This window comes from Mycobacterium sp. TKK-01-0059, assembly GCF_000709305.1.
Taxonomy (GTDB): Bacteria; Actinomycetota; Actinomycetes; order Mycobacteriales; family Mycobacteriaceae; genus Mycobacterium; species Mycobacterium intracellulare.
The window spans coordinates 52,500-73,419 of sequence record NZ_KL446995.1 but is presented as its reverse complement, the minus strand read 5'-3'; the positions used below and the strand labels follow the sequence as shown (position 1 = coordinate 73,419).

Sequence of the window (20,920 nt, the reverse complement as noted above, 5' to 3'; positions counted from 1 at the left end):
GGGTACTTCGAAAGACGTACCGCAGCGCGGGCACACCCGTTCCGAAACCGTTCTTGCCTCCAAGACCACTGCGTCAACGCCCCCTACCACGCTGCTCCGGAAAACATCTGGACGAAATGTTATCAATACGAGACCTAAGTGCAAAAGGTGTGATGTTCGGCGCATGGTGAAAATTAGCAGCGCTAACTTTCAGGTAAGTGCACCCGGCCGCACGGGTCATTTGCAGTGCAAAGAGGGTTAGCCGGTTGACGCGCCAGGCAGCGCGGTTGGACGTGAACCGAAATGATCGGGGCGCGGATGACTGAGCCATGGCGCGGTGGCGGTCTCCCTGCGCGCGGCGCTTCTGCGAACCGATGGTCCTCCGTCGTGCGACCTCGAAAACCGCGCGTCGGGTTATCCCGCCACGCTCGAGGGGCGGAGCGGCTCTGGCACGGACACGACACAGGGCACGCGGAGACGAATGGCCTTCTCGCCCTTCGTTTCGGTAGTCGACGAGGTCTACACCGAGAACGTCAATTGCGGGAAGCGCACGTCGAAATGAGTCTGGTCCGCAGTGAGCCAGTCGTCGCTGACGATTCCGTGCACGACTGACAGCGGCACAGGGTCCATCGCAACTAAGGCTCGCGCTAACGCTTGCTCCATCAGCGGCAGACTACCGAGTGGCCTGAGGGTCGAACGCGGGTACCGCGTGTGCCAACACGCGGTCCGCGACACGTGGAAGTCTCAACTCGCGCCCGCCCGGTTTCTTGGCCGGTGAAACGCGAGGTCGGGTGTCACGATGGCCGAGTGGCAGGCGAGCGGCGCGCAGTGGCGGCTGTTCCGAGTTGACGCGCCACCCTGGCGGTGGTCCCGAACAATGGTGGCGGCATGTTGGCGCGAGATGGCGACGGCTGGCTGGCCAGCGGTCGTGATTGGCTCGCGGAGCGGCGCAGAATGCGGAGCGGCTTGAATATCGCCCGGCATGCTGACTAACTGGGGAAGTCGTCGGCCGGCGCAGCGGGGTCCCGAGTGCCTTGCCGACCGTGGGCGATGCGGTGACTCACGGCGGAGACCGGAATTGCCGGGGCGCGCCCCCGGATGTTGAAGTCGTCGGTGAATGTCGTTTCCGGTTCTGAAAACGCTGCCGGATCAATGGCTCACTGAATCTCGCGCACGTACGTTTCGGCTTGGTTGGCACTCCACCGGTTGCGGGTGTAGTCCCAGATCTGCTCCAGGGCGGACTGGGTAGCAGGGGACACCAGGCGCTTATTTCATTGGCTTGACGCGATGTCCTGGGCTCATTTCACTGGCTCGGCGCGATGTCCTGGCAACCAGGCAGACATACCGTCTTGCACTCCGCGGTCTGTCTCTTCCCCTAGGGCTGGGCTGCCCGGAGGAGCAGTGTCTCGACAGTGACGGCGCTCATCGAAAATCCCCGGCTGTGCTCGCCGAAAATCCTCACCTGTGAGCAGCGGTCAGTGTAGTTGTTGGCGGGTGCCGGTGGTGGTTCGGCGCAGGGTTTCCGCGGCGGCGTGGTGGTCGCGGAGGCGGTAGGACTCGCCGTCGAGGTTGATGACCACGGAGCGGTGCAGCAGGCGGTCGAGCATGGCGGCGGCCACGGTGGTGTCGCCGAGGATGTCACCCCATGCACCCACCCCGCGGTTGGTGGTGATCACGATGCTGGTCTTCAAATAGCGTTGGGAGACAACCTGAAACAATGCCGAAGCGGCTTCGGCGGGCAACGGAAGGTAGCCGAGTTCATCGATCACCAGAAGGGTCGGGCCGGCGAAGAAGCGCATGGTGGTGGCCCAGCGTCCCTCGATCGCGGCACGGTGACACCGTGCGGCCAGATCAGCGGCGGTGGTGAAGTACGTCCGGTATCCGGCATGGGCTGCGGCCCTTGCCAACCCGACGGACAGGTGCGTCTTGCCGGTCCCGGGCGGGCCGATGAGCAGGATGTTGGTCGCCGATTCCAGGTAGCGGCAGGTGCCCAGCTCGTCGATCAGCTTGCGGTCGATCCCGGCGGCGGCATCGACATCGAAATCGGCCAGGGTGGCCGGGGTGGGTATGCAGGCGAACCGCAGCCGCCCGGCCAACCGTCGGGCAGTGCTGGCCTCGACCTCCACGGCCAGCAGCCGCTCCAAGGCAACGGTCAGCGACAGCCCCTCAGCGGTGGCCTGGTCGAGCACCGCCGGTAGGGCTTCGGCGGCCGCGGCCAGTTTGAGCTCGGCCAGATGCGAACGCAACTGCTGATAGCGGCTCGCCGCCGCCGACGGCGATTCCTCGGTCGTGGTGGTGGGCTTTCCGGTGCGCGGGGTGGGGGTCATTGGATGGTCCTGTTCTGGGCGGCCCGCTCGTAGGCGGAAAGATCGATGACGGTGGAATCGGTTGACGGAGTCGACGTTTCAATTGCGGTGGTGGATGGCTGCTTGAGTGCAAGCAGTTGCGCGGCAGCGGCTTTGGCAGCCGGTCCGGGTGGGATGCCTTCCTTGCGGCGGTGCGGGCGCCCGGTGGTCGCGGTGGCCATTGCCACGGCGTCCAGGGCGATGACATGGCCGCTGTCACGCACCATCACTCCGAGCCCGTCGGCGGCCAGTCGGTGTCGGGCGATCACGATCCCGCTCATGGTGGCGATGTCGCAGAACTGCCCGCCGACGGGATGAGACACCACCACGTTGGCGGCGGCCAACTCCGGGGGCACCGAGTAGCGGTTACCGCGGTAGGACACCATCGCTTGGCGCGAGGCGGTGCGTGCCTCGGCCACGATCACCGGATACGCCTGCGCCGCCACCGGTTGTAGTGGCTCCGTTTCGGCCACCACGGCGACCGAGGAGCGGCCATCAGCGGTGGCCCGCAGCCGGGTATCGCCGCGGACCCGGGCGAAGCGATCCAGGCTCGCTTGCGCCGCCTCGACGGTCACCTCGTCGGCCAGGGTGCGCCACCAGCGTTGCGCAGCGGTGTGATTGACCTTTTCCACCACGCCCTTGCGGTTGCCGCGCCGGGGCGGGCAGATCGCCACCGACACGCCATAGTGCTTGGCCACCCCGGTGAAGGAGGCGGTCACCCGGCCGCTACCGGGGTCGCAGACCGTGGCCATCCGGTCGAAGCGCCACACCCGGGTACAACCTCCCAGGCCGCGGGTCACGCGGTCCAGGCCGGCGACCAGATGCGGCTGGTCCTCGCTCGGCGCCAAATAACCGCGCCACTTGCCCGAGTGCGACAGCGAGCCGACCAGCAGGTGCGCAGTCTTGCCCCAGCCCCACGATTGCGGTGGGTCGGGCAATTCCAGCCAATCCCATTGGGTTTCATCACCCGGTGCATGTGGGATAACCGCGTTTGGGCGCTGCGTGGCGGTCCGGCACGCCTCACACACCGGCCGCAGATCGCGGGTTCGGATGTTGCGGGTCAGGCTCTGATACGACAGGGCGAACCCAAGGTTCTCGAGTTCGTCGTAGAGGGTGCGGGCCCACAGGTGCGGGTCCTCGGTCAGCCGCGCGGTGACGTAGTCGACGAACGGCTCGAACGGATCCGGGTCGGGCCGGGCCCGCACCCCGGGCTTGCCGTCGCCGGCCAGGTACTTGCGGACCGTCTTACGGTCAAAGCCGGTGTGGCGGGCGATCGCCGAGATCGTCCAACCACGTTTGCGTAGGGCATGTACTTCCACATCGTCCTCCCATGTGAGCATGAGAAAGCGGGCCTCCTTCGATGAAGCAACTGGCGTCAGACACCAGAAGCTTCGAAGGAGGCCCGCCCTTCTCGGCGGAGCCACACGGGTGGGGAATTTCGATGAGCATCAGTGGGGAATTTCAGTGAGCGCGGTCAACAGCTACAGCTGAGTGTGCCGAACGGATTCGGGTCAGCACTGGTCGGTGGGGCTTGTCCGACGGAGGCGACAGCGATTGCAGCGCTAACCAGTATCCTGATGATCACCTGGGTTACCCCTCATCTACCGGTGATTTGTCATCGCATCTGCGACTCGATGCGACCCGCAGGCCGTCGAGCTATACGCAGGCCATCATCTGTAGCCAGCGGATACAGTGGCATCGGATAGACGTCTCTCGGTGTGATCTACACCACCCCCGTAGGGTACCTCCGGTCAATCCACGGCTTCACGCGCCAGGTATAAAGGCGCGCCGTCATTAGGTCTGCGCGCGGGCCGTGTGACCCGCCACGGGCCGCCCCTGGTGTTCCCGATAGGCCCCAGTCAGTTCCGATCTCGTGCCGGATTGGCACTGCGAGGTGGTGAGCCATGATCAGTGCCCGTCGTTCGCCTTCGCCGGCCCGCCAATGCATATCGTCTAAGCCGGAAAGCTTCCGCTGTGGGTGCCCCGGGAGGTCGGGTAGCCATCACCGCCGCTTTCGTCGGGGTGCCAACGCACCGACTTGAGCTGGTGTGGCCTCGCTGGAGGTAAGGATCGCGTGGGGGACATGATCGCTTACGCATCGCCCTGACTGTATGTAGGCGCCGAACCGTGCTGCGGCCCACCAACAGCCGGCCGCTCAGGTGGGCAAAACGTCAGAGTGGGCGGGCTGCAGGCGGTGGGTCCGGTCCAGGCGGTGTAAGGCCACAGCGGCGACGATTCCGACGAGAACCATTCCTGCCCATGCCAGTTCGCCCAGGCCCATTTGTCGTGCGGAACCCATGACCGCGCCCGTGGCCAAATTACCGACGAGGATTCCGGCCCCGATGATGGTGTTGTACAAGCCGTAATGGGTGGCGACCAGTCGGCCGCCCAGCGAGACCACAATGTCCATCTCGAACGGGAAGACGGCGGCCGAGCCGATGGCCAGCAGGCCCGCAGACATCAGAAGCGCCGCGATCGCCGGAAGAGCACCGAAGCGTTCGCGGTCTGGGACGACGATCAACGGCAGGAACGACGCTGCCATTATGGTCAGGCCCACGGCCAAACTGCGTCTGGTTCCCCACCTCTCGGCGAACCAGCGGGTGATGCGTAATTGTCCACCAACCGCGGTGAGCCCTGAAACGGCGAAAAGTGCTGCGACTAGTAATGAATGAGATCCTGGCGCCAGCATCGACGCCTGCAACGGCAGTGCGAGATTGATCTGAAACGAGAGCACATAGGAACCGGTCATCGCCGCGGCGAACAACAGGAAAGAGCGGTTAGCGACGACGACCCGCCAATCTTGCAGTATCGAGGTCTTCTCCGGCGCTGGGTCGGCGCGGCAGCGAGGCAACGCCAGTAGTTGCACGACTGTGAGCACGGCGAAGACGACTGCCGCGCCGGCCGCGGCGACCCGAAAGTCCATGGCCATCAGGGCAAGTCCAACAATTGGGCCAAGCAAGATGCCGGCGTGATTGAAAATGTTGAACATCGCGAACGCCTCGACACGGCGGACGCCGACGTCGGCGGCCAGATACGCGCGGATCGCTGGGTTGAACAATGCACCGGCGAAACCGGTGGCTGCGGCGGCGATCGACACGACGGGCAAGGACTGGCCCGTCACCAGTAGTGCGAACCCACCGGTGCGCAGTAGACATCCGGCCACGATCAGCCACTTGTAGCCCAGCCGATCGGCAAGGGTGCCTCCCACGATGAACATGCCGAGCTCAGAGAAATCCCTGGTACCCAGGACCAGCCCGACAGCCCACGCCGCCAGCGCGAGCGGGCCGGCCAGGTAGCCGGCCAGATAGGGCATCAGCATGTAGAAACCGACGTTGATGCCGAACTGATTGATCAGCAGAATCCGGCTGGCCGTGTCGAACCCGCGAAACCGCGCCACAAAACCCACTGACCGCACCCTATACGTCAACTCCCGCTATCAAAACGCAGACGCCGGTCAGACTGCTTGAGGCAGATCCTTGCGGAACCGTCGCAGCAGCAGCGCCGCCGTCGCGGCGAAGCCGGTGCTGAGCCCGATCCACACTCCGGCCCCATGCAATTGCGCCGGGAATGTCAGGAGCAACATAGCGGGCAGGCCAACCAACCAGTACCCGATCGTGGTTGCTCGCAAGCCGGCTTTGGTGTTGCCGATGCCCCGCAGGAGTCCCACGGCGATGTTTTGGGTGAAGTCCACGATTTGCTGGATTATCGCGAAGAAGAGGAAGAATTTGGCGATCACAATAGTGGCCGAATCGGCGGGGTCTAAAAATGGCCGTAAAACCCAGTAGGGGGCTACCACGTAGAGCAGTCCGAGTGTCACCGTGCTAATTACCCCCAGGAGAAGCGCGACGACCGCTATCTGCTCGGCCTGCCCTTTATCACCTTTGCCGGTCGCACGGCTGATGAGGATGGATGATCCGTGTGATAAGCCGATGCTGATTTGGAAGGCGATGCGGGTCAGCTGAGTCACCACATTGTGCGCAGCCAACACGATGGGGCCGAAGGTTCCCATCACCACGGCGGCCAGCGACGTGATCCCCGCCTCCGAGCCGTACGTCAATGAAATAGGGACTCCCAACCGCAGGATGTGGCGGGCCATTTCAGCGTCGGCATTCCAGCCGTCGATCGACAGCAGCGGGGCGAGGTGATTGTCACGGCGCAGGATGAAATAGAAGGCCGCAACGGTGAGTACCTGCACCAGCGTCGTTGCCAGTCCGATGCCTGCCAAGCCCAGCCGGGGGAGGCCCAGCAGTCCGTAGATGAACACCAAGTCCAGCGCCGCGTTCAGTGCGATGGAGGCGATGCTGACCGCCAACAGGGGACCGGGGCGGCGCATACCAACGGAGAACTGCCGCAACACATTCAGCCACACCATCGGGACAAGCCCTGGAGCTAAGGCAATCATCATGGGTCGCGCGAGGGCCAGCACGTCTTTGTCCACCCCGAAGACGGGCAATACATAGCCCAAGGCGATCAGTGCGGCGCCGAGAAGGACAGCCGTCATGGTGGCCACCAAGAAGGCGGATCGGTTGATCTGGCGGATCTCCGTGTGCGCCTTGGTGTCTGGGCGGTCGCTTCCGGAACGTGCCTCCCCTTGAGCGGCTGCAGTGGCGACCAGATTTCCCACCGCGGTGACTACACCGACGCACATGGTGCGCATCAGGTTGTACAGGATCGCGGCAAGCCCACCGGCGGCGATGGCTTGCACTCCGATGAGGCCCATCATGGCCAAATCGGTGGTGGTCAACGCAACTTGGGCGAATTGCACACCCGCGATGGGTGCGGCCAAAGCGGTGAGCTGCCGGCCGGTGCGCATCAGGGGAGCAAGCCGCACCCGGCGGTTTTCACCCACGGGCGCCCGGCTCACCAGCGATCGCCATTCTGGTCGGGGCGCCAGCGAAACCGGCCCTCGTCGTCGCAAGTCACCTCGAGTTTCGGCGGCAAGGGGAGTCCATGGAACTCGGATTCGTTCTTGTCCATCTGGTAGCCAGCGGTGTTGGGGTAGATCAGCAGGTCACCATAACGCGGCTGCCGCGGTAGCTCCACTTTTCGCCAGGTCAGCATGTCATAGTCCAGGCAGCTAGCCCCGCCGACGCAGCATCGGACCGGGCCTGTCGACTGCAGCTCGTCCGAGCTTTCTTGCGGCCACAGCGTCGGATCCGGGAGGAACTCGCTGGATTTCCACTGCTCCGACAAGCTCATGCTCAGCCCGAGAACGGTGATGATCCCGTAGTCGCCGCGCCGCTTGAATCCCTGCACGGGAAAAACGGTGAATCCTGCCCCGTTGAGCAACGCGCGGCCGGGCTCGAGCAGGAGCTTGGTTCCCGTCGTGGCGAATCGGTCGCCGACGGTGCCTTGGCCGCCGGCGTCCTCGCTGGAGAGGATTGCGGCCAACATGTCGGCCCCGGTCGGCTCCTGATGATAGGGGTAGAAGTGGGTGAACGTTTTGCCGGCGTGAAAGTCGCTTTCGGTGCTGTCGCGCAAGAACCGATCCCACGTCTCGGCGTCGAGGTAGCTCACTGCGAATCCGCCGCCGATAGAAATGGACGTTGCCGCCAGCCCTTGCGCACGTGCCTCAACGACACGATCAACCAGCTGGGCCGCCAGCTGCGCACGTGGCGCGACCTCGTATCCGTTGAGGTGAAACGAGAATCCTTCCATTGACACACGCGACCGCTGCTGGGCGCATTGTTGTAGCGCGGCATCCAATTCGGTGGGGTTTAGACCAAATCTGCTGTGCGGGTTCACCTCTGGAAGCACCCGCAACATGATCCGGACGCTCTCGCCGCGATGGGCCAGCGCGATAACCCTGTCGAGCTCGTCGAGGGCGTCCACTGCGATCAAGCAACCGTGGCGGGCGGCTAGCCAGAGCAGATGTTCGCTTTTGGCGGGCCCGGTGACCACGATGTCTGAACCGCGCACACCGCAACTAAGCGCATGAACCAATTCCGGGGCGCTGGCTGCATCGACACCTGCGCCGACCTGCGCGCAGACGCGCAACCAGCACCCCGCCTTGTTGGCTTTCTTGGCGAAAAATACTTGCCCTTCCACGCCCGCCGAGTCGAGCACATCGCTAAACGCCTTCAGGTTTCGGGCGAACTGCGGCGCGAACAGCACGTGAAACGGGCCTCCGAGCGCATGAGCCATATCGGCTATCAACGAACGATCAGATATGACTTCCCGGAACCATTCCGGCTCTACCGCCGGCAGCGACAACGGCGTCTGTGCTAGCTCCACAGTTTGATTTCCTGTCCGCGTCCACGAGCGATCGCTTGGGCGGCCAGTTCGTGCGCCACAGGGATGTCGGTGATGGCCATGCCGCTGTTGAAAACGAAGACCCGGTCATCGTTGTCTCGCCTGCCCGGTGCTTGTCCGGCGAGGATGTCGGGCAGCTCGGTGTCCAAGCGTAACGAGCCGTTCTCGTCGGCGAAGCGGGTGCCCGTGACCGCCAGTTGGCCCGCGCTCGTCGCCACGGCGTAGTCGGCGTCGCGCAGCGAGGACGAGTGCACGCCGGTCCCGTTGACCGAGACGAACAGCGCCCCAGGCTTAAGCCAGCTGGTGCGGAACTTGACCTCGGTGGCCGGCCCAGCCGAGGTGGCAACTAGAACGTCGGCTTCGCTGGCGGCTTTCTCGGGGTCGGTGACGATTTCGATGTCTCGGTCGGGGTATTGCTCGCGGACATGCGCGCGCACGGCGGCGATGCCATCGGGATGGGTGCCGAACAGCAGGAGCCGATCCAAGTCCGGCAGAGCAGTCAGCAGGTACGGGAAGGTGTATCGGCCTTGGGCGCCCGAACCGGTCACCAGCGCGGTGCGGGCCCCGGGCGGTGCGCATGCGCCCGCGATCAGCGCGGTGTTGGCGGCAGTTCGTAGCGCGGTCACTCGGAAGCAGTCCATCAATGCTATTGGCAAACCCGCTTTATCGTCGTAGAGCGTGATGGTGATGTATTCTTTTTTCCCGTCGTCGTTTTGCATATAATAGTCTTTAAACGCCGTGATTTGTGAACCGCCGTCATAGCCGGGCATCGCATAGGCGGCCGAATCCCGGTACGGCGAGCGCATCATGATTTTTGCCGGCGCCCGGGAAGAACCTTCGGCCACTCGCAGATAAGCGCCCTTGACCAGTTCCATTACCTCAGTGGGACTGATCGCAATGTCGGCGATATCGCTGCGTGTTAGCACGCGCAATCCCACGTCCTCGCGGTCCAGAATCTGCTGTACCGGTCGGCTGCCTGTTGCTGCAGAAACCATTACTGTATTCCGTCCTCTCGTATTTTGATCCAGCCGCAGTGATGAATGGGAAGTCTGCTGCGCACAATACTTGCAGCGCGTCTATGCAGGAATTTTCACGTCGACTGAGCCATTTCCTCCCTGCATCCCCGCAGCCGCCTTTCGGATCGGTATTGCCCCGCGCAGCAGTGTGGGGTTGGTGATGGTGGTGGTGCGGGTCCAGGAGGTGATGACGTGTTGGTTGGGGTCGGTGAGGGTGGTGGGTTGGGGGGTGGTTTGCCAGTCCAGGAGCTGGTGTTGGTGGCAGTAGTGGTCGTTGTAGATGGTGTCGAAGTAGCGTTGGGGTCCGTCGGGGAAGACGGCGGCGATGCGGGTGTCTTTGGGATAGGTGCGTGCGGCCCAGCCGGCGACCAGGGCGACGGCGCCGACGCTCCAGCCGCCGCTGGCGAAGTTGCTGGCCGCCAAAGTGCGTGCGGCCCAGACGGCTTCGTGGGGGGCGACCCAGTGGACTTCGTTGAAGGCGTGGTAGTCGATGTTGGCGGGATGGATGCTGGAGCCCAGGCCGCGCATGAGCCGGGTGGTGGCGGGTTGGCCGAAGATGGTCGAGCCGATGGTGTCGACTCCGATCAGTTTCATGTCGGGGTTGAATTGGCGCAGTACCCGCGCCACGCCGGCGGAGTGTCCGCCGGTGCCTACCGAGCAGACCAGCACGTCGACGTTGCCGAGTTGATCGAGCAGCTCCAACGCCAACGACCGGTAGCCGGTGATGTTGTCGGGGTTGCTGTATTGGTCGGGGCACCAGGAGCCGGGGTGGTCGGCCAGAACTTGGGCGACGCGGTCTTTGCGGGCTTGTTGCCAGCCGCCGATGGGGTGGGGTTCGGTGACCAGGTCGACCTGGGCGCCGTAGGCGGCCAGCATGTGGCGCACGATGGGTTCCATGCCGGTGTCGGTGACTACGGTGACCGGGTGCCCGTAGGCTTGGCCGGCCAGCGCTAGGCCTAATCCGAGGCTGCCGCTGGTGGATTCGACGATGCGCGCTCCGGGAGCTAATTCGCCGCGGGCGCGGGCGGCTTCGACCATGTGCAGGGCCGGGCGGTCTTTCATGCTGCCGCCGGGGTTGAACCCTTCTAGCTTGGCCCAAAACCCGCGATCGGGTGGGGTCAACGGCGCCTCAATGCGCAGCACCGGTGTGTTACCCACCAGGGCGGCGGGTCGCCGGGAAGTGGCGGGGGCGGGTGGTGCGCAGTCGCGCGGCTCAACAACCTTCAGGGCCGCGATGGGGTGAACGCAAGTGTTGTCGAAGGGAAGAATTTCAGCCATGGAATTCGTCGCTTTCACACGGGAGCCGCGAATACCGGTGCGCGGCACATGGTGACAGGGGTCAGCGGTCGCCGGCCGCTGCCACTAAAGGGCAGAAACGACCTGGCGCTGACCAGTCAGCGACGAGACAAGCAGAACCGGGTCAAGACGTCTTGACCGGTAACAGACAAAGCCGGGGTATGGGGCGGGCCGCGCCCGGCGGGCACCCCAAACCGGGCCAGCCCACCGGTCAGCGCCACGGCGGCCACCGCACCCAACGCGATTAACGCAGCCGCCACCGCGCCCGAGCGCGGCAGCACCGCCGTGGTGAACTGCTCATGATGTCCGCCCGCAGAACCCTTGCTCACATGCGGATGATCGACATCAACGGTGAACTCACCACCCAGCGAAGCCACCAACGCGTGGGCCGGATGGGCTAGCGAAGACTGCGAATGCCCCATGATGCTGTGGGCGCCGATCAGGACCCCCCACATCGCCAACCACGCCGCAGCCCCCACCGCCACCACATACCGCAGCCGTGGCGTTCCGCTAGCGCTGGCCAATCTCATAACACCCCGACCGTAGCACCGCTGGTCGTGGCCATCCGCGCTCCAAAATGAGTCGACACCCGGCCGAGATCAGTCCGTGATCGATACCCCATCAGCCGCCCGTGGGGGTCGGCCAAACGTCCGAACGTAGGTAGGGGAAAGTCCACAACACCGACGATACGGTGTGTACCCCATACCCGCAAAGGGTAATGCGGCTTCCAGCTTCGTGTGTCGATACACGCAGTGTCGAGAGGGTCAGTCTTGCCATACGGCTGACGGCCCGTTGCCTGACGTGCGGGCCTACACGAGCCTGAACTCGGCCACCGGTCTGGTTGGGCCCTCTAATGGGTGATTACCCGTTGGGCGCGATACGGCACGGTACGTGCCATAATGAGGCCCATCAGCACTCGGATTTCCGCGATCCTGGCACCGCTTCCACGACACCGACGCCATTGCGATGGCTGACCCTCTTCGCCACGCAGTAGGCGCAGGTCCCCCGATGACCAAGACGCTGGGAGGATAGATGACAACCCCACTCGGATATTCGGCGCAGAAGGACAATTACGCCAAGCGACTGCGCCGCATCGAGGGCCAAGTCCGCGGCATCGCGAAGATGATCGAGGACGACAAGTATTGCATCGACGTCCTCACCCAGATCAGCGCCGCCAGCAGCGCCTTACGGTCAGTCGCGCTGAATCTGCTCGACGAGCACCTTGACCACTGCCTGACCCGCGCCGCCGCGGAGGGCGGCGACCAGGCCCACGCGAAATTGGCCGAAGCCTCCGCCGCAATCGCACGACTTGTTCGCTCTTGAACGCTGCACGCATGCATACAACCGCTGCCAGGTGGAGCTCACACGACGCAGCAATCCGCGAGCGCCGTCGCACCCGCATGACGCAAGCACACGTCGCTCAACCCTTCGCGAGGCATTAAGCGCCGGGTAACGAACACATGGCATGGGCCTGGATCATGTTGGCAGCAGGCGCATTCTCTGTTCGTCGAATTCTTGCTGCGTGAGGATTCCGGCGGCACGCAGCGACGCCAGCTCGCGGAGCTCGGCAGCGATGTTGATCGCTCCGACCGGCGAAACCTGCGGGGCGTTTGTCTTGTCCTTCTTGTTCGGGTCGCGCGGGGATTTCGCCGTCTCGGCCCGGCTTCGCTCCCGACCCAACGCGCTCGTGCCGGCCATCGCGCGCCCGGCCATGCTCGCCACCGCCATCTCGCCGAACAGGCTCCCGGTGCCGCTGGGGGCGGCCGCGGCAGCGGCTTCGGCGGCGGCGCCGGCGCTGGTCGCCGGCAACGCCAAGGCGGCCGGTCGTATCGCCGGGGCGGCGGCTGTCCACCCGGGCGGTACCGACAGGCCGCCGACGGTGTTGGCCTCACCGAGCCCCGCTGACGCCAGAGTTCCAAACCCGCCCGCCGGGTTCGTGATGACCGGGAATGGCGATGGCGGCACCGCGCCCGCCCCCGGCCAGGACTGCACACCGGCCCAGCCGCTGACGATGTCATCGGTGTGGAAACCGGTTAGCGCGCCGGCAATGTTGAAGGGAAGAGTCGTCGTACCGAAGGGTGTTACCGTGCCGAGTCCAGCGACGCTGGCGGGCCCGTTGAGAAAGACCGTGATCAGATCGCTCTCCACGCCCAGCACGTCCGTCACCGACGGGTCGACGGCAGTTGGTCCCACTGCAGCTCTGCTCAGCATGTTGGGTACCGCCGAGAGCGATTGCTGTCCAACGGCATTGCGTGCGCTCCCGGCGGCGGTGCCGGTGGCCTGTGCCACGGCTCCGGATTGATCGGCACCGGAGGTGGTGGTCTGATCCGGCTCGACAAACGGCGTCAGCCTGGTCGCCGACGCCGTAGAACCCGCGTAGCCGAACATCGCCGCGGTGTCACGCGCCCACATCTCGGCATACTCGGTCTCGGTCGTGGCGATCGCCGGCGTGTTCTGCCCGAGGAAGTTGGTCGCGACGAGGGACGCCAGCAGGGTGCGGTTCGCCGTGATGACCGGGGGTGGCACCGTCTCGGCAAAGGCCGTCTCGTAGGCGAAGGCCGCGGCCCGGGCCTTGGTGGCGGTTTCTTCGGCCTGGGCGCCGGTGGTCCGCATCCACTCCAGATAGGGGGCGATCGCCGCGGTCATGGCCGCAGCCGACGGGCCGACCCACGGGCCGGAGGTCAGGGCGGTGATCTCCGCCTGGTAGGAGTCCGCCGTCGACTGCAGCGCGGCGGCCAATTCGTCCCAGGCCATGGCGGCGGCCAGCATTGGTCCCGAGCCCGGACCGGCGTACATCCGCGCGGAGTTAACCTCCGGCGGTAGTACTGCGAAGTCCACGTTCTCCTCCGATCGCTTTCATGGCCGCGAGGGCATCGACGGCTCCGGTGCGCGTCGTATGGGGGTAGCCAGCCGAGCAGCAAACAAATCGCGATCCTTCGGGCAGTGCCGGTACCACGAAGGAAGGCGACCTAATGAGACGGTCCCGACTGCTGAGGGGACGGCCTCACACGTTTGCAAGCGCTCCCACGTCAACGAACAGAGCGAAATACAGATTAACTTGCACATGACGCAAGAACTCACAAAGGGTTTGGCGCCTGGTCCGAGAAATCGCGTTCAGCCGCCGTCAGTCGCCGCACAGCCATGATGGGTTGTGAGGTGTTGATGCCCCTGCACTGCCCTTGGCGGTACAGCCGGATTCATTCGCTGAACGAGAATGCCGTCCGCCGCCGCGATTCGGTGTATGCCGGTCAACTGGTTCTATCGGGATGCTGTAGCAATACGACCGTTCCTCAGGAGCATCGTCGACCGGATACGGTCTTTATCGAATTTCGTCGAAGCGCCTGATTGAGCCAAAGCGGCTGCGGGCAGACTTGTAGCTGTCGTGCAGCGGTCGACAAGTCAGCGCATCGCCAGAGCGCCGGGGGGCGGCCGCGAAAACGGAGGAAAGGGCTTGTTGTGATGAGAATCAGGACTCTGGCGGCGGCTGTCGCGGCGTTGGCGGCGCTGGTCGGCGTCGGCGCATGTAGTAACTCCGGCAATGACCAGGCTGGCCCCACAAAGGGCGCACCGACTTCAGCGTCGGCCCCCGACGGCCATAAGCAGGCTGATGTCGTGTTCGCGCAGCACATGATTCCGCATCATCAGCAGGCCATTGAGATGAGCGACATCGTGTTGGGTAAGCAAGGGATCGATTCCCGTGTCGTGGATCTGGCGAATCAGATCAAGGCAGCTCAAGGGCCCGAGATTGAACAGATGCAGACTTGGTTGGGCCAGTGGGGGACGCCGAGCCAGACGATGATGCCCAGCCAGAGCATGATGCCCACTCAGAGCACCATGCCGGGTATGAGCGGGATGTCCGACGAGGACATTGCCGCGCTAAAGAACGCCCAAGGCGTGGAGGCCAGCAAGCTGTTCTTGACGCAGATGATCCAACATCATCGGGGCGCGATCGCCATGGCCCAGGACGAGGTCAATTCCGGCGGATATCCTGCGGCGACGGCGATGGCCCGCTCGATCGTCGCCAGCCAGCAGCAGGAAATCGACACCATGCAGAAGCTCCTGGCCTCGCTGTAACTGTCAAGACGCTCGAGGGATCACCGGATACCCGGCTGAAACCGACGGAGCCGCAAGCTATTACTGACGACGAACCCCGACGAGAGCGCCATCGCGGCGCCGGCCAGCATCGGGTTGAGCAGCCCGGCGGCGGCGAGCGGCAGCGCGGCGACGTTGTAGGCGAAGGCCCAGAACAGGTTTCCCTTGATCGTGGCCAGCGTCTTGCGCGACAGCCGGATTGCGTCGGGAACCGCGCGCAAGTCGCCGCGGACCAGAGTCAGGTCACTGGCCTCGATGGCGACATCGGTGCCGGTACCCATCGCCAGTCCGAGGTCGGCCTGGGCCAGCGCGGCAGCGTCGTTGACGCCGTCGCCGACCATGGCCACCACCTTGCCGTCAGCCTGCAGCCGCTTGATGGTATCGACCTTGTCCTGGGGCAGCACCTCCGCGATCACGCGGTCGATGCCGACCTGACGGGCGACTGTGTCAGCGGCGGCCTGGTTGTCGCCGGTGAGCATGATCGGTGTCAATCCAAGCGCGCGTAATTGGCTGATGGCCTCGGCCGACGTCGATTTGACCGCGTCGGCAACCACGAGCACGCCACGTGGCCTGCCATCCCAGCCAACTGCGACGGCGGTTTTACCTTGCGACGCGGCCGCCCGCATGGACTCAGCGAGCTTCTCCGGCAGGTGCTGCGACCAGTCCGCCAGCAGTCGTTCGCGGCCTACCATCACCGCGTGGCCGTCGACCACACCTTGGACACCGAGCCCCTCGAGGTTGGTGAATTCCTCGACGGCCGGAATCTCGCCGAGCTTCTCGCGTGCCGCTTTTGCGATCGCGGTGGCGATGGGATGTTCGGAGGCAGCCTCCAGCGCGCCGGCGACCCGGAGCACCTGATCGGGCTGTTCGCCGTCGTCGGTGATCACATCGATCAGGGCCATCGCGCCGGTGGTTACCGTGCCGGTCTTGTCGAGGACGATGGTGTCGATGCGTCGCGTCGATTCCAGCACCTCGGGACCCTTGATGAGGATGCCGAGCTGGGCTCCGCGGCCGGTGCCGACCATCAGAGCGGTCGGCGTGGCCAGGCCCAGTGCGCAGGGGCAGGCGATGATCAATACTGCGACGGCAGCCGTGAACGCCGCGCCGATCGACCCGCCGACGACCATCCACAATCCCAGCGTCGCCACCGACAACACGATGACGATCGGCACGAAGATGGCCGAGATCTTGTCGGCCAGCCGCTGCGCGTTCGCCTTTCCGGTTTGCGCCTCCTCGACCAGCCTGGCCATCTGCGCCAGTTGGGTGTCGGAGCCGATCCGGTTGGCCCGCACCACGAGTCGGCCGCCGACGTTGATGGTGGCCCCGATGAGGTGGTCGTCGGGCCGAACCTCCACCGGCACCGATTCGCCGGTCAGCATCGATGCGTCCACCGCCGAAGCGCCCTCGACGACGACGCCGTCGGTGGCGATTTTCTCCCCCGGCCGCACCACAAACTCGTCGCCCACTGCCAGTTGTTCGATCGGAATGCGTTGCTCCAGACCGCCTTTGCGCACAGCGACGTCCTTGGCGCCGAGGCCGAGCAGCGCACGCAGCGCGGCGCCGGCCCTCCGCTTGGCTCGGGCCTCGAAGAACCGGCCAGCCAGGATGAAGGTTGTGACACCGGCGGCGGCCTCGAGATAGATGTTCCCGGCACCGTCGGTACGCGTGACGGTGAACTCGAAGGCGTGCCTCATGCCAGGCATTCCGGCAGTGCCCCAGAACAGCGCATAGACTGACCAGCCCAACGCGGCGAGCGTGCCCATCGAGATCAGCGTGTCCATCGTCGCGGTGCGGTGGCGCAGGTTGGCCCACGCGGCCCGATGGAACGGCCACGCCCCCCACACCACAACTGGAGCAGCAAGCGTCAGCGACAGCCATTGCCAGTTGGCGAACTGCAGCGGGGGGACCATTGCCATCACGATCACCGGCACGGTCAGCACCAGCGAAACCAGGAGCCGCTGCCGTAGCGATGCCGTGGGGTCGCCGTCGGGCTGCTCGTTCGGGTCACCATCGGCCGCCTTCTGCTGGGGAAGCGCCGCCGTGTAGCCGGCCTCCTCGACCGCGGCCACCAGCTGATCGGGCGAGACATCGCCGACGTAGGCCACGCTGGCCCTTTCCGTTGCGTAGTTGACCGTCGCGGTGACGCCGTCAAGCTTGTTGAGCTTCTTCTCAATTCGGGCCGCGCACGACGCGCAGGTCATGCCGTCGATCAGCAGCTCGACGTGGCCGATGGGTGTTGTCTCGATGACGGGACGCACACTGCTCTCCTTTAGAGGCCCGGCCTGCTAGCGGGCCGGCGGACCGTTCGACGGGGGTCGCACACAGTTGAGGGTTTGCCTCAGCCGGCGAGCTGGTATCCGGCCTCTTCGACGGCGGCCTTGAGCGCGTCGTTGTCGACTGGGTTGTCGCTCTCCACGGTGACCTTGCCAGTTGACAAATCGACGTCGACTGCGGTGACGCCGGCGATGCTGCCGACCTCATCATGTACTGAGGATGCGCAATGGGCGCAGGTCATTCCCGCAACCCTGACTGTGACGGTGCTCATGTCGGCTCCTTTCACGTCGAAAGCCGTTTCAATCAACAATATACCCCCATAGGGTATCTGTCCAAGTGTCAACATCCCGAACGAACGCGCTGCCGAGCTCACGGGGACGAAGGTTCATTTGGCATAACCACATTTCGCCGAAAATATTGCCCCGATCGAAAGATGGCACGGACCACCAACGGCTGGTTGACGGCCTCACTGCGAAGCGAAGCGCCCATTTCTCGAGTCGCATCGGGCCGGCATGCAGTCCGGCGGCCGAATCGACGCGACGCACAGGAATTAGTTCCTGGTCAAGGTGCAGCTCGCGGCCCGCCCAACTGCGTCAGAACGTCTGCAAGGGATGCCCCTCCGAGAAGGTCCGAGACCTCTAGATCGTGATTGAATTCGGCCTTCACACGGCGGCGTAACTCCAGTGCCTGCAGGGAATCCAGGCCGATCGCGACCATGGGGGCGGTGGTGTCAATCGTCTCGGTGCGGTCGACACCGATGGCTTCGGCTAGCAGGTTTACCAATCGTCGGGGTAGACCTGTCTCCTCGACGGGGGCTGGAGCTTCGACGATAGAAGTTGCCGCGACGGGCGAGGTCAGCTGGGACAACAGCGGGCCGTAGCCGTAGACCTCCAGGACTGATCGTGCGCGAGTGAAGTCGAATGCCGCGACGATGGCATTTCCAGGAAGTCGGCGCATTCCCAAAGCGATTGCGTCGGCGGGAGACATCGGGACGACGCCGATGGCGGCCAGCTGCGCCATGCTGGCGTCATCGAGATCAAAATGGACGGTCCACTGTCCCCACTGCACGGACACGCAGTCCAAACCCTCGGCTCGGAGTCGGTGCGCCATAGCGTCGAGTATCCGATTGGCCGCCGCGTAGACGACCTGTCCCCGGCCGCCGATCGTCGCCCTGGCCGAGGAGCATAGGACTACCCGACAGTTGTCTGTCCTGGGGAACGTCCCTAATATGCGGCAGATGCCAACAACTTTGGCGCGTAATGCCTGGTCGACTTTCTCGGTGGTGATGTCCAGGAATTCGACAGCCGAATACTCTACGGCGGCATGGATGATCAGATCCGCAGGCACGCTTTGGTTTTCGGCAGCCAGTCGCGAGACCGCTGCTTGGTCGCCCACGTCGCACCTAGTGACATGGATCGGCGTCGCTGCGGCCGAACGAATGCGCTGCAGTCGATCTGCGACGGCAGCCGTCTCGCCCGATCTGCTTACCAAAGTGATTCGCTGCGCGCCGCAGTGCGCGAAGTGCTCGCAGAATTCGAGCCCGAGATTTCCTGTTCCCCCGATGATGAGCACATGCTCAGGGGGTGCTGTGTCGCAGTCGCCGGCGGAGGTGTCGCTCTCGGCGATGCGCTTGGCGTAGAGGCCGCCGTTGCGGAATGCCAGCTCGGATTCTTCAGCCGTGTGCAGCGCCGTGAGGATTGCGTGTGTCGAGTCTGACGCCGTCATTCCGCGCGGGAGATCGAGGTGTCGGAATCCAATGCCTGGATAGTCGGCACCTATGCTGCGAAACCCTGCGCTGGCTGCCGCGTGAACCGGGTCCGGCGGCGCATCGTCTGCAACAACCGTCTCACCGCCGACTGTTACGAGCCAGCAGTCGGTGACCGCGTCGTGTATCCCCGGCCACCAGCTGCGGTCGGCAAAGAATGTCGCGACCTCGGCTGCTGCGGCGGCGTCGTCCAGTTCGGGCGATTGCGGAACCAGGATGACGAGCGTATTAAGATCGCCGCTGGCGGCGCTGCTTTCGGTGTTGATCATGCGAGCCGTGGCGCCGATTTCTTCGGCCACGACGCATAAGGTGGTGGCCAGGTCCCCGCAGGCTCCGGTGTGATCCACGATTCCGAGGGCGCGCGGCGGCATCAGTGAGCGTTGCGACAGCCGAACCCACTCCTCGACGAGAAGGCGAGCCGGTATGGCTTCTGCGGCTCGGCTGCGCGCCGAATCAGTCACTGCGGCAACGGGTGTGACAGCGGATGATTGGCGGGCACGCACGGGCAGAACCTCGTTATACGGCAGCCACAGCCGCGTCTCGTTCATCCGGGTGTTGGGGAAATCGCGTAACGGCAGCCGGACGTGGCCGTCAGATTCGGTGCGCAAGCACTCCCACGAATAGTCGAGGTCGTGTACTGCCACCTGCGCGAGGCCGCGGGTGAACTCGCCCAAATCGGTGGCGGTTCGCTCCGACGTGCCGACCACCACCGCCTCGCGTTCGTCCGCCTGGAGGGCGAGATTCTCGTGAATCGCCAACTGCAGCGTCGGATGTTCGGCTAGTTCGACGAAAGTATCGATGCCGTGCCGCACCGCGGTCGCAATCGCTTTGTCGAAGCGAACGGTGTTGCGCAGGTTCCAGAACCAATATTCGTCGACCGGCAGCTCAGGCATGATGGGGCCGCCGAGAGTGCCTCCGAGGCAGTCGATGTCGGTGTCGAGGAACTTCGCATTCTGCAGTTGGCGCTGCATGGACGCACGTACCGAAGCGGCGAGCTCATGGATCAAGCTGCTGTGCGCGGGATACTGCACGCGAATGACGCGCGCGAACGTGCCGCGCTCGGTCAACGTGTCCACGATGCCCTGCACCGTCTCTTGATCGCCTGAAATGCCCACCATGCTCGGGGAATTCACCACCGACAGCTGCGCCCAGCCCGAGCAACGTGCGAGTAAGTCCTCGCAGGTGTCACGGTCGGCGGCGACAACGGCCATGGCGTAATCACCGGAGGCGAACTCGTCGGCGGCACGTGCACGGAGCCCGACGACGAGCGCGGCATCTGCCAAAGTGGTCATCCCGGATACGTAGGCTGCGGCGATCTCGCCTTGGCTGTGCCCGATGGTGACGTTGGGCGCAATGCCGAATGATCGCCACATCGCGGCCAGGCCGGCCATCTGGGTGAACAACGCGGGCTGGACGACGCCCGAACTGTCTTCGGCTGGAAATTTGTCGTCGAGAAGGTATTTCAGCGGCGACTCGCCGAACTGCGTCTGGAATGCCTCGGCACAGCGATCTGCCTCGGTTCGGAATGCCGGTATCGATTCGTAAAAGAGCCGCCCCATCCCCGGTCGTTGGCCTCCCTGCCCGGGAAAAACGTAGGCGAGCCGGCGGGTGCTGGCGGGTGTATTGGTGCGCACCAACGAAGGATGTTCGTATTCATCGATAACCGCGTGCAGGGCGCTGATCAACTCGTCGCGCTGGCTCACCATGACTAGGGCTTGGTGCCGGCGCGCGATCCGCGTCCGAAACAGCATTTCGGCGATCCGGTCGGGTGTCACCTCGGGATGGTCTGCGGCATAAGAAAGGAGGGCGACAGCCTCATACCGTAGTAATTCGCGGGTTTCGGCCGATAACAGGACGGGAATGGTGTCGTTCGGAAGCCGGTAGGTAAGAGGTGCCACTAT

14 protein-coding genes are annotated in these 20,920 nt (G+C 64.5%); 2 read left to right on the top strand and 12 right to left on the bottom strand.

What is annotated here, in order from left to right; genetic code table 11:
- Positions 1-1,454: 1,454 nt before the first annotated feature.
- From istB to K883_RS22465, 8 genes are all read right to left on the bottom strand, one after another.
- Entirely contained in the window at positions 1,455-2,306 is an 852-nt protein-coding gene (gene istB, locus K883_RS22500) for an IS21-like element helper ATPase IstB (RefSeq protein WP_014711849.1), read from the bottom strand.
- Positions 2,303-3,664 (bottom strand): Mu transposase domain-containing protein, encoded by a 1,362-nt coding sequence (locus tag K883_RS22495; protein WP_014711848.1) that lies wholly within the window; start codon positions 3,662-3,664, stop codon positions 2,303-2,305. The genes istB and K883_RS22495 overlap by 4 nt, the downstream gene beginning before the upstream one ends.
- 815 nt (positions 3,665-4,479) lie before the next feature.
- Positions 4,480-5,730 (bottom strand): MFS transporter, encoded by a 1,251-nt coding sequence (locus tag K883_RS22490; protein WP_014711847.1) that lies wholly within the window; start codon positions 5,728-5,730, stop codon positions 4,480-4,482.
- Positions 5,731-5,778: 48 nt separating this feature from the next.
- Positions 5,779-7,188, bottom strand: coding sequence for an MATE family efflux transporter (locus K883_RS22485; protein ID WP_104150645.1), 1,410 nt, complete (start codon positions 7,186-7,188; stop codon positions 5,779-5,781).
- Positions 7,185-8,468, bottom strand: a complete 1,284-nt coding sequence (locus K883_RS22480; protein ID WP_014711845.1) for an alanine racemase — start codon at positions 8,466-8,468, stop codon at positions 7,185-7,187. The genes K883_RS22485 and K883_RS22480 overlap by 4 nt, the downstream gene beginning before the upstream one ends.
- Before the next feature lie 80 nt (positions 8,469-8,548).
- Positions 8,549-9,571, bottom strand: coding sequence for an ornithine cyclodeaminase (locus tag K883_RS22475; RefSeq protein WP_020822743.1), 1,023 nt, complete (start codon positions 9,569-9,571; stop codon positions 8,549-8,551).
- A gap of 81 nt (positions 9,572-9,652) precedes the next feature.
- Positions 9,653-10,750 (bottom strand): PLP-dependent cysteine synthase family protein, encoded by a 1,098-nt coding sequence (locus K883_RS22470; protein WP_020822742.1) that lies wholly within the window; start codon positions 10,748-10,750, stop codon positions 9,653-9,655.
- 236 nt (positions 10,751-10,986) lie between these two features.
- Positions 10,987-11,418, bottom strand: coding sequence for a putative copper homeostasis (lipo)protein LpqS (locus K883_RS22465; protein WP_231504777.1), 432 nt, complete (start codon positions 11,416-11,418; stop codon positions 10,987-10,989).
- A gap of 502 nt (positions 11,419-11,920) precedes the next feature.
- On the opposite strand from K883_RS22465, the gene K883_RS22460 reads away from it, so the two are divergent.
- Entirely contained in the window at positions 11,921-12,211 is a 291-nt protein-coding gene (locus K883_RS22460; RefSeq protein ID WP_008257501.1) for a copper-sensing transcriptional repressor RicR, read from the top strand.
- 153 nt (positions 12,212-12,364) lie between these two features.
- Here K883_RS22460 and K883_RS22455 read toward each other — a convergent pair whose 3' ends face one another.
- A complete protein-coding gene (locus K883_RS22455) occupies positions 12,365-13,726 on the bottom strand; it encodes a PPE family protein, SVP subgroup (protein WP_033712898.1) in 1,362 nt (453 codons plus the stop codon).
- Between the two features lie 621 nt (positions 13,727-14,347).
- Here K883_RS22455 and K883_RS22450 point away from each other — a divergent pair.
- Complete coding sequence (locus tag K883_RS22450) at positions 14,348-14,962, top strand: DUF305 domain-containing protein (protein ID WP_033712897.1); 615 nt, start codon at positions 14,348-14,350, stop codon at positions 14,960-14,962.
- Between the two features lie 20 nt (positions 14,963-14,982).
- Here K883_RS22450 and K883_RS22445 read toward each other — a convergent pair whose 3' ends face one another.
- From K883_RS22445 to nbtC, 3 genes are all read right to left on the bottom strand, one after another.
- Positions 14,983-17,181: a heavy metal translocating P-type ATPase gene (locus tag K883_RS22445; RefSeq protein ID WP_231504893.1), complete on the bottom strand. Its 2,199-nt coding sequence runs from the start codon at positions 17,179-17,181 to the stop codon at positions 14,983-14,985.
- A gap of 137 nt (positions 17,182-17,318) precedes the next feature.
- Entirely contained in the window at positions 17,319-17,525 is a 207-nt protein-coding gene (locus tag K883_RS22440) for a heavy-metal-associated domain-containing protein (RefSeq protein ID WP_014711838.1), read from the bottom strand.
- 290 nt (positions 17,526-17,815) lie between these two features.
- Positions 17,816-20,917: a nocobactin polyketide synthase NbtC gene (gene nbtC / locus K883_RS22435; RefSeq protein WP_020822736.1), complete on the bottom strand. Its 3,102-nt coding sequence runs from the start codon at positions 20,915-20,917 to the stop codon at positions 17,816-17,818.
- Positions 20,918-20,920: the final 3 nt, after the last annotated feature.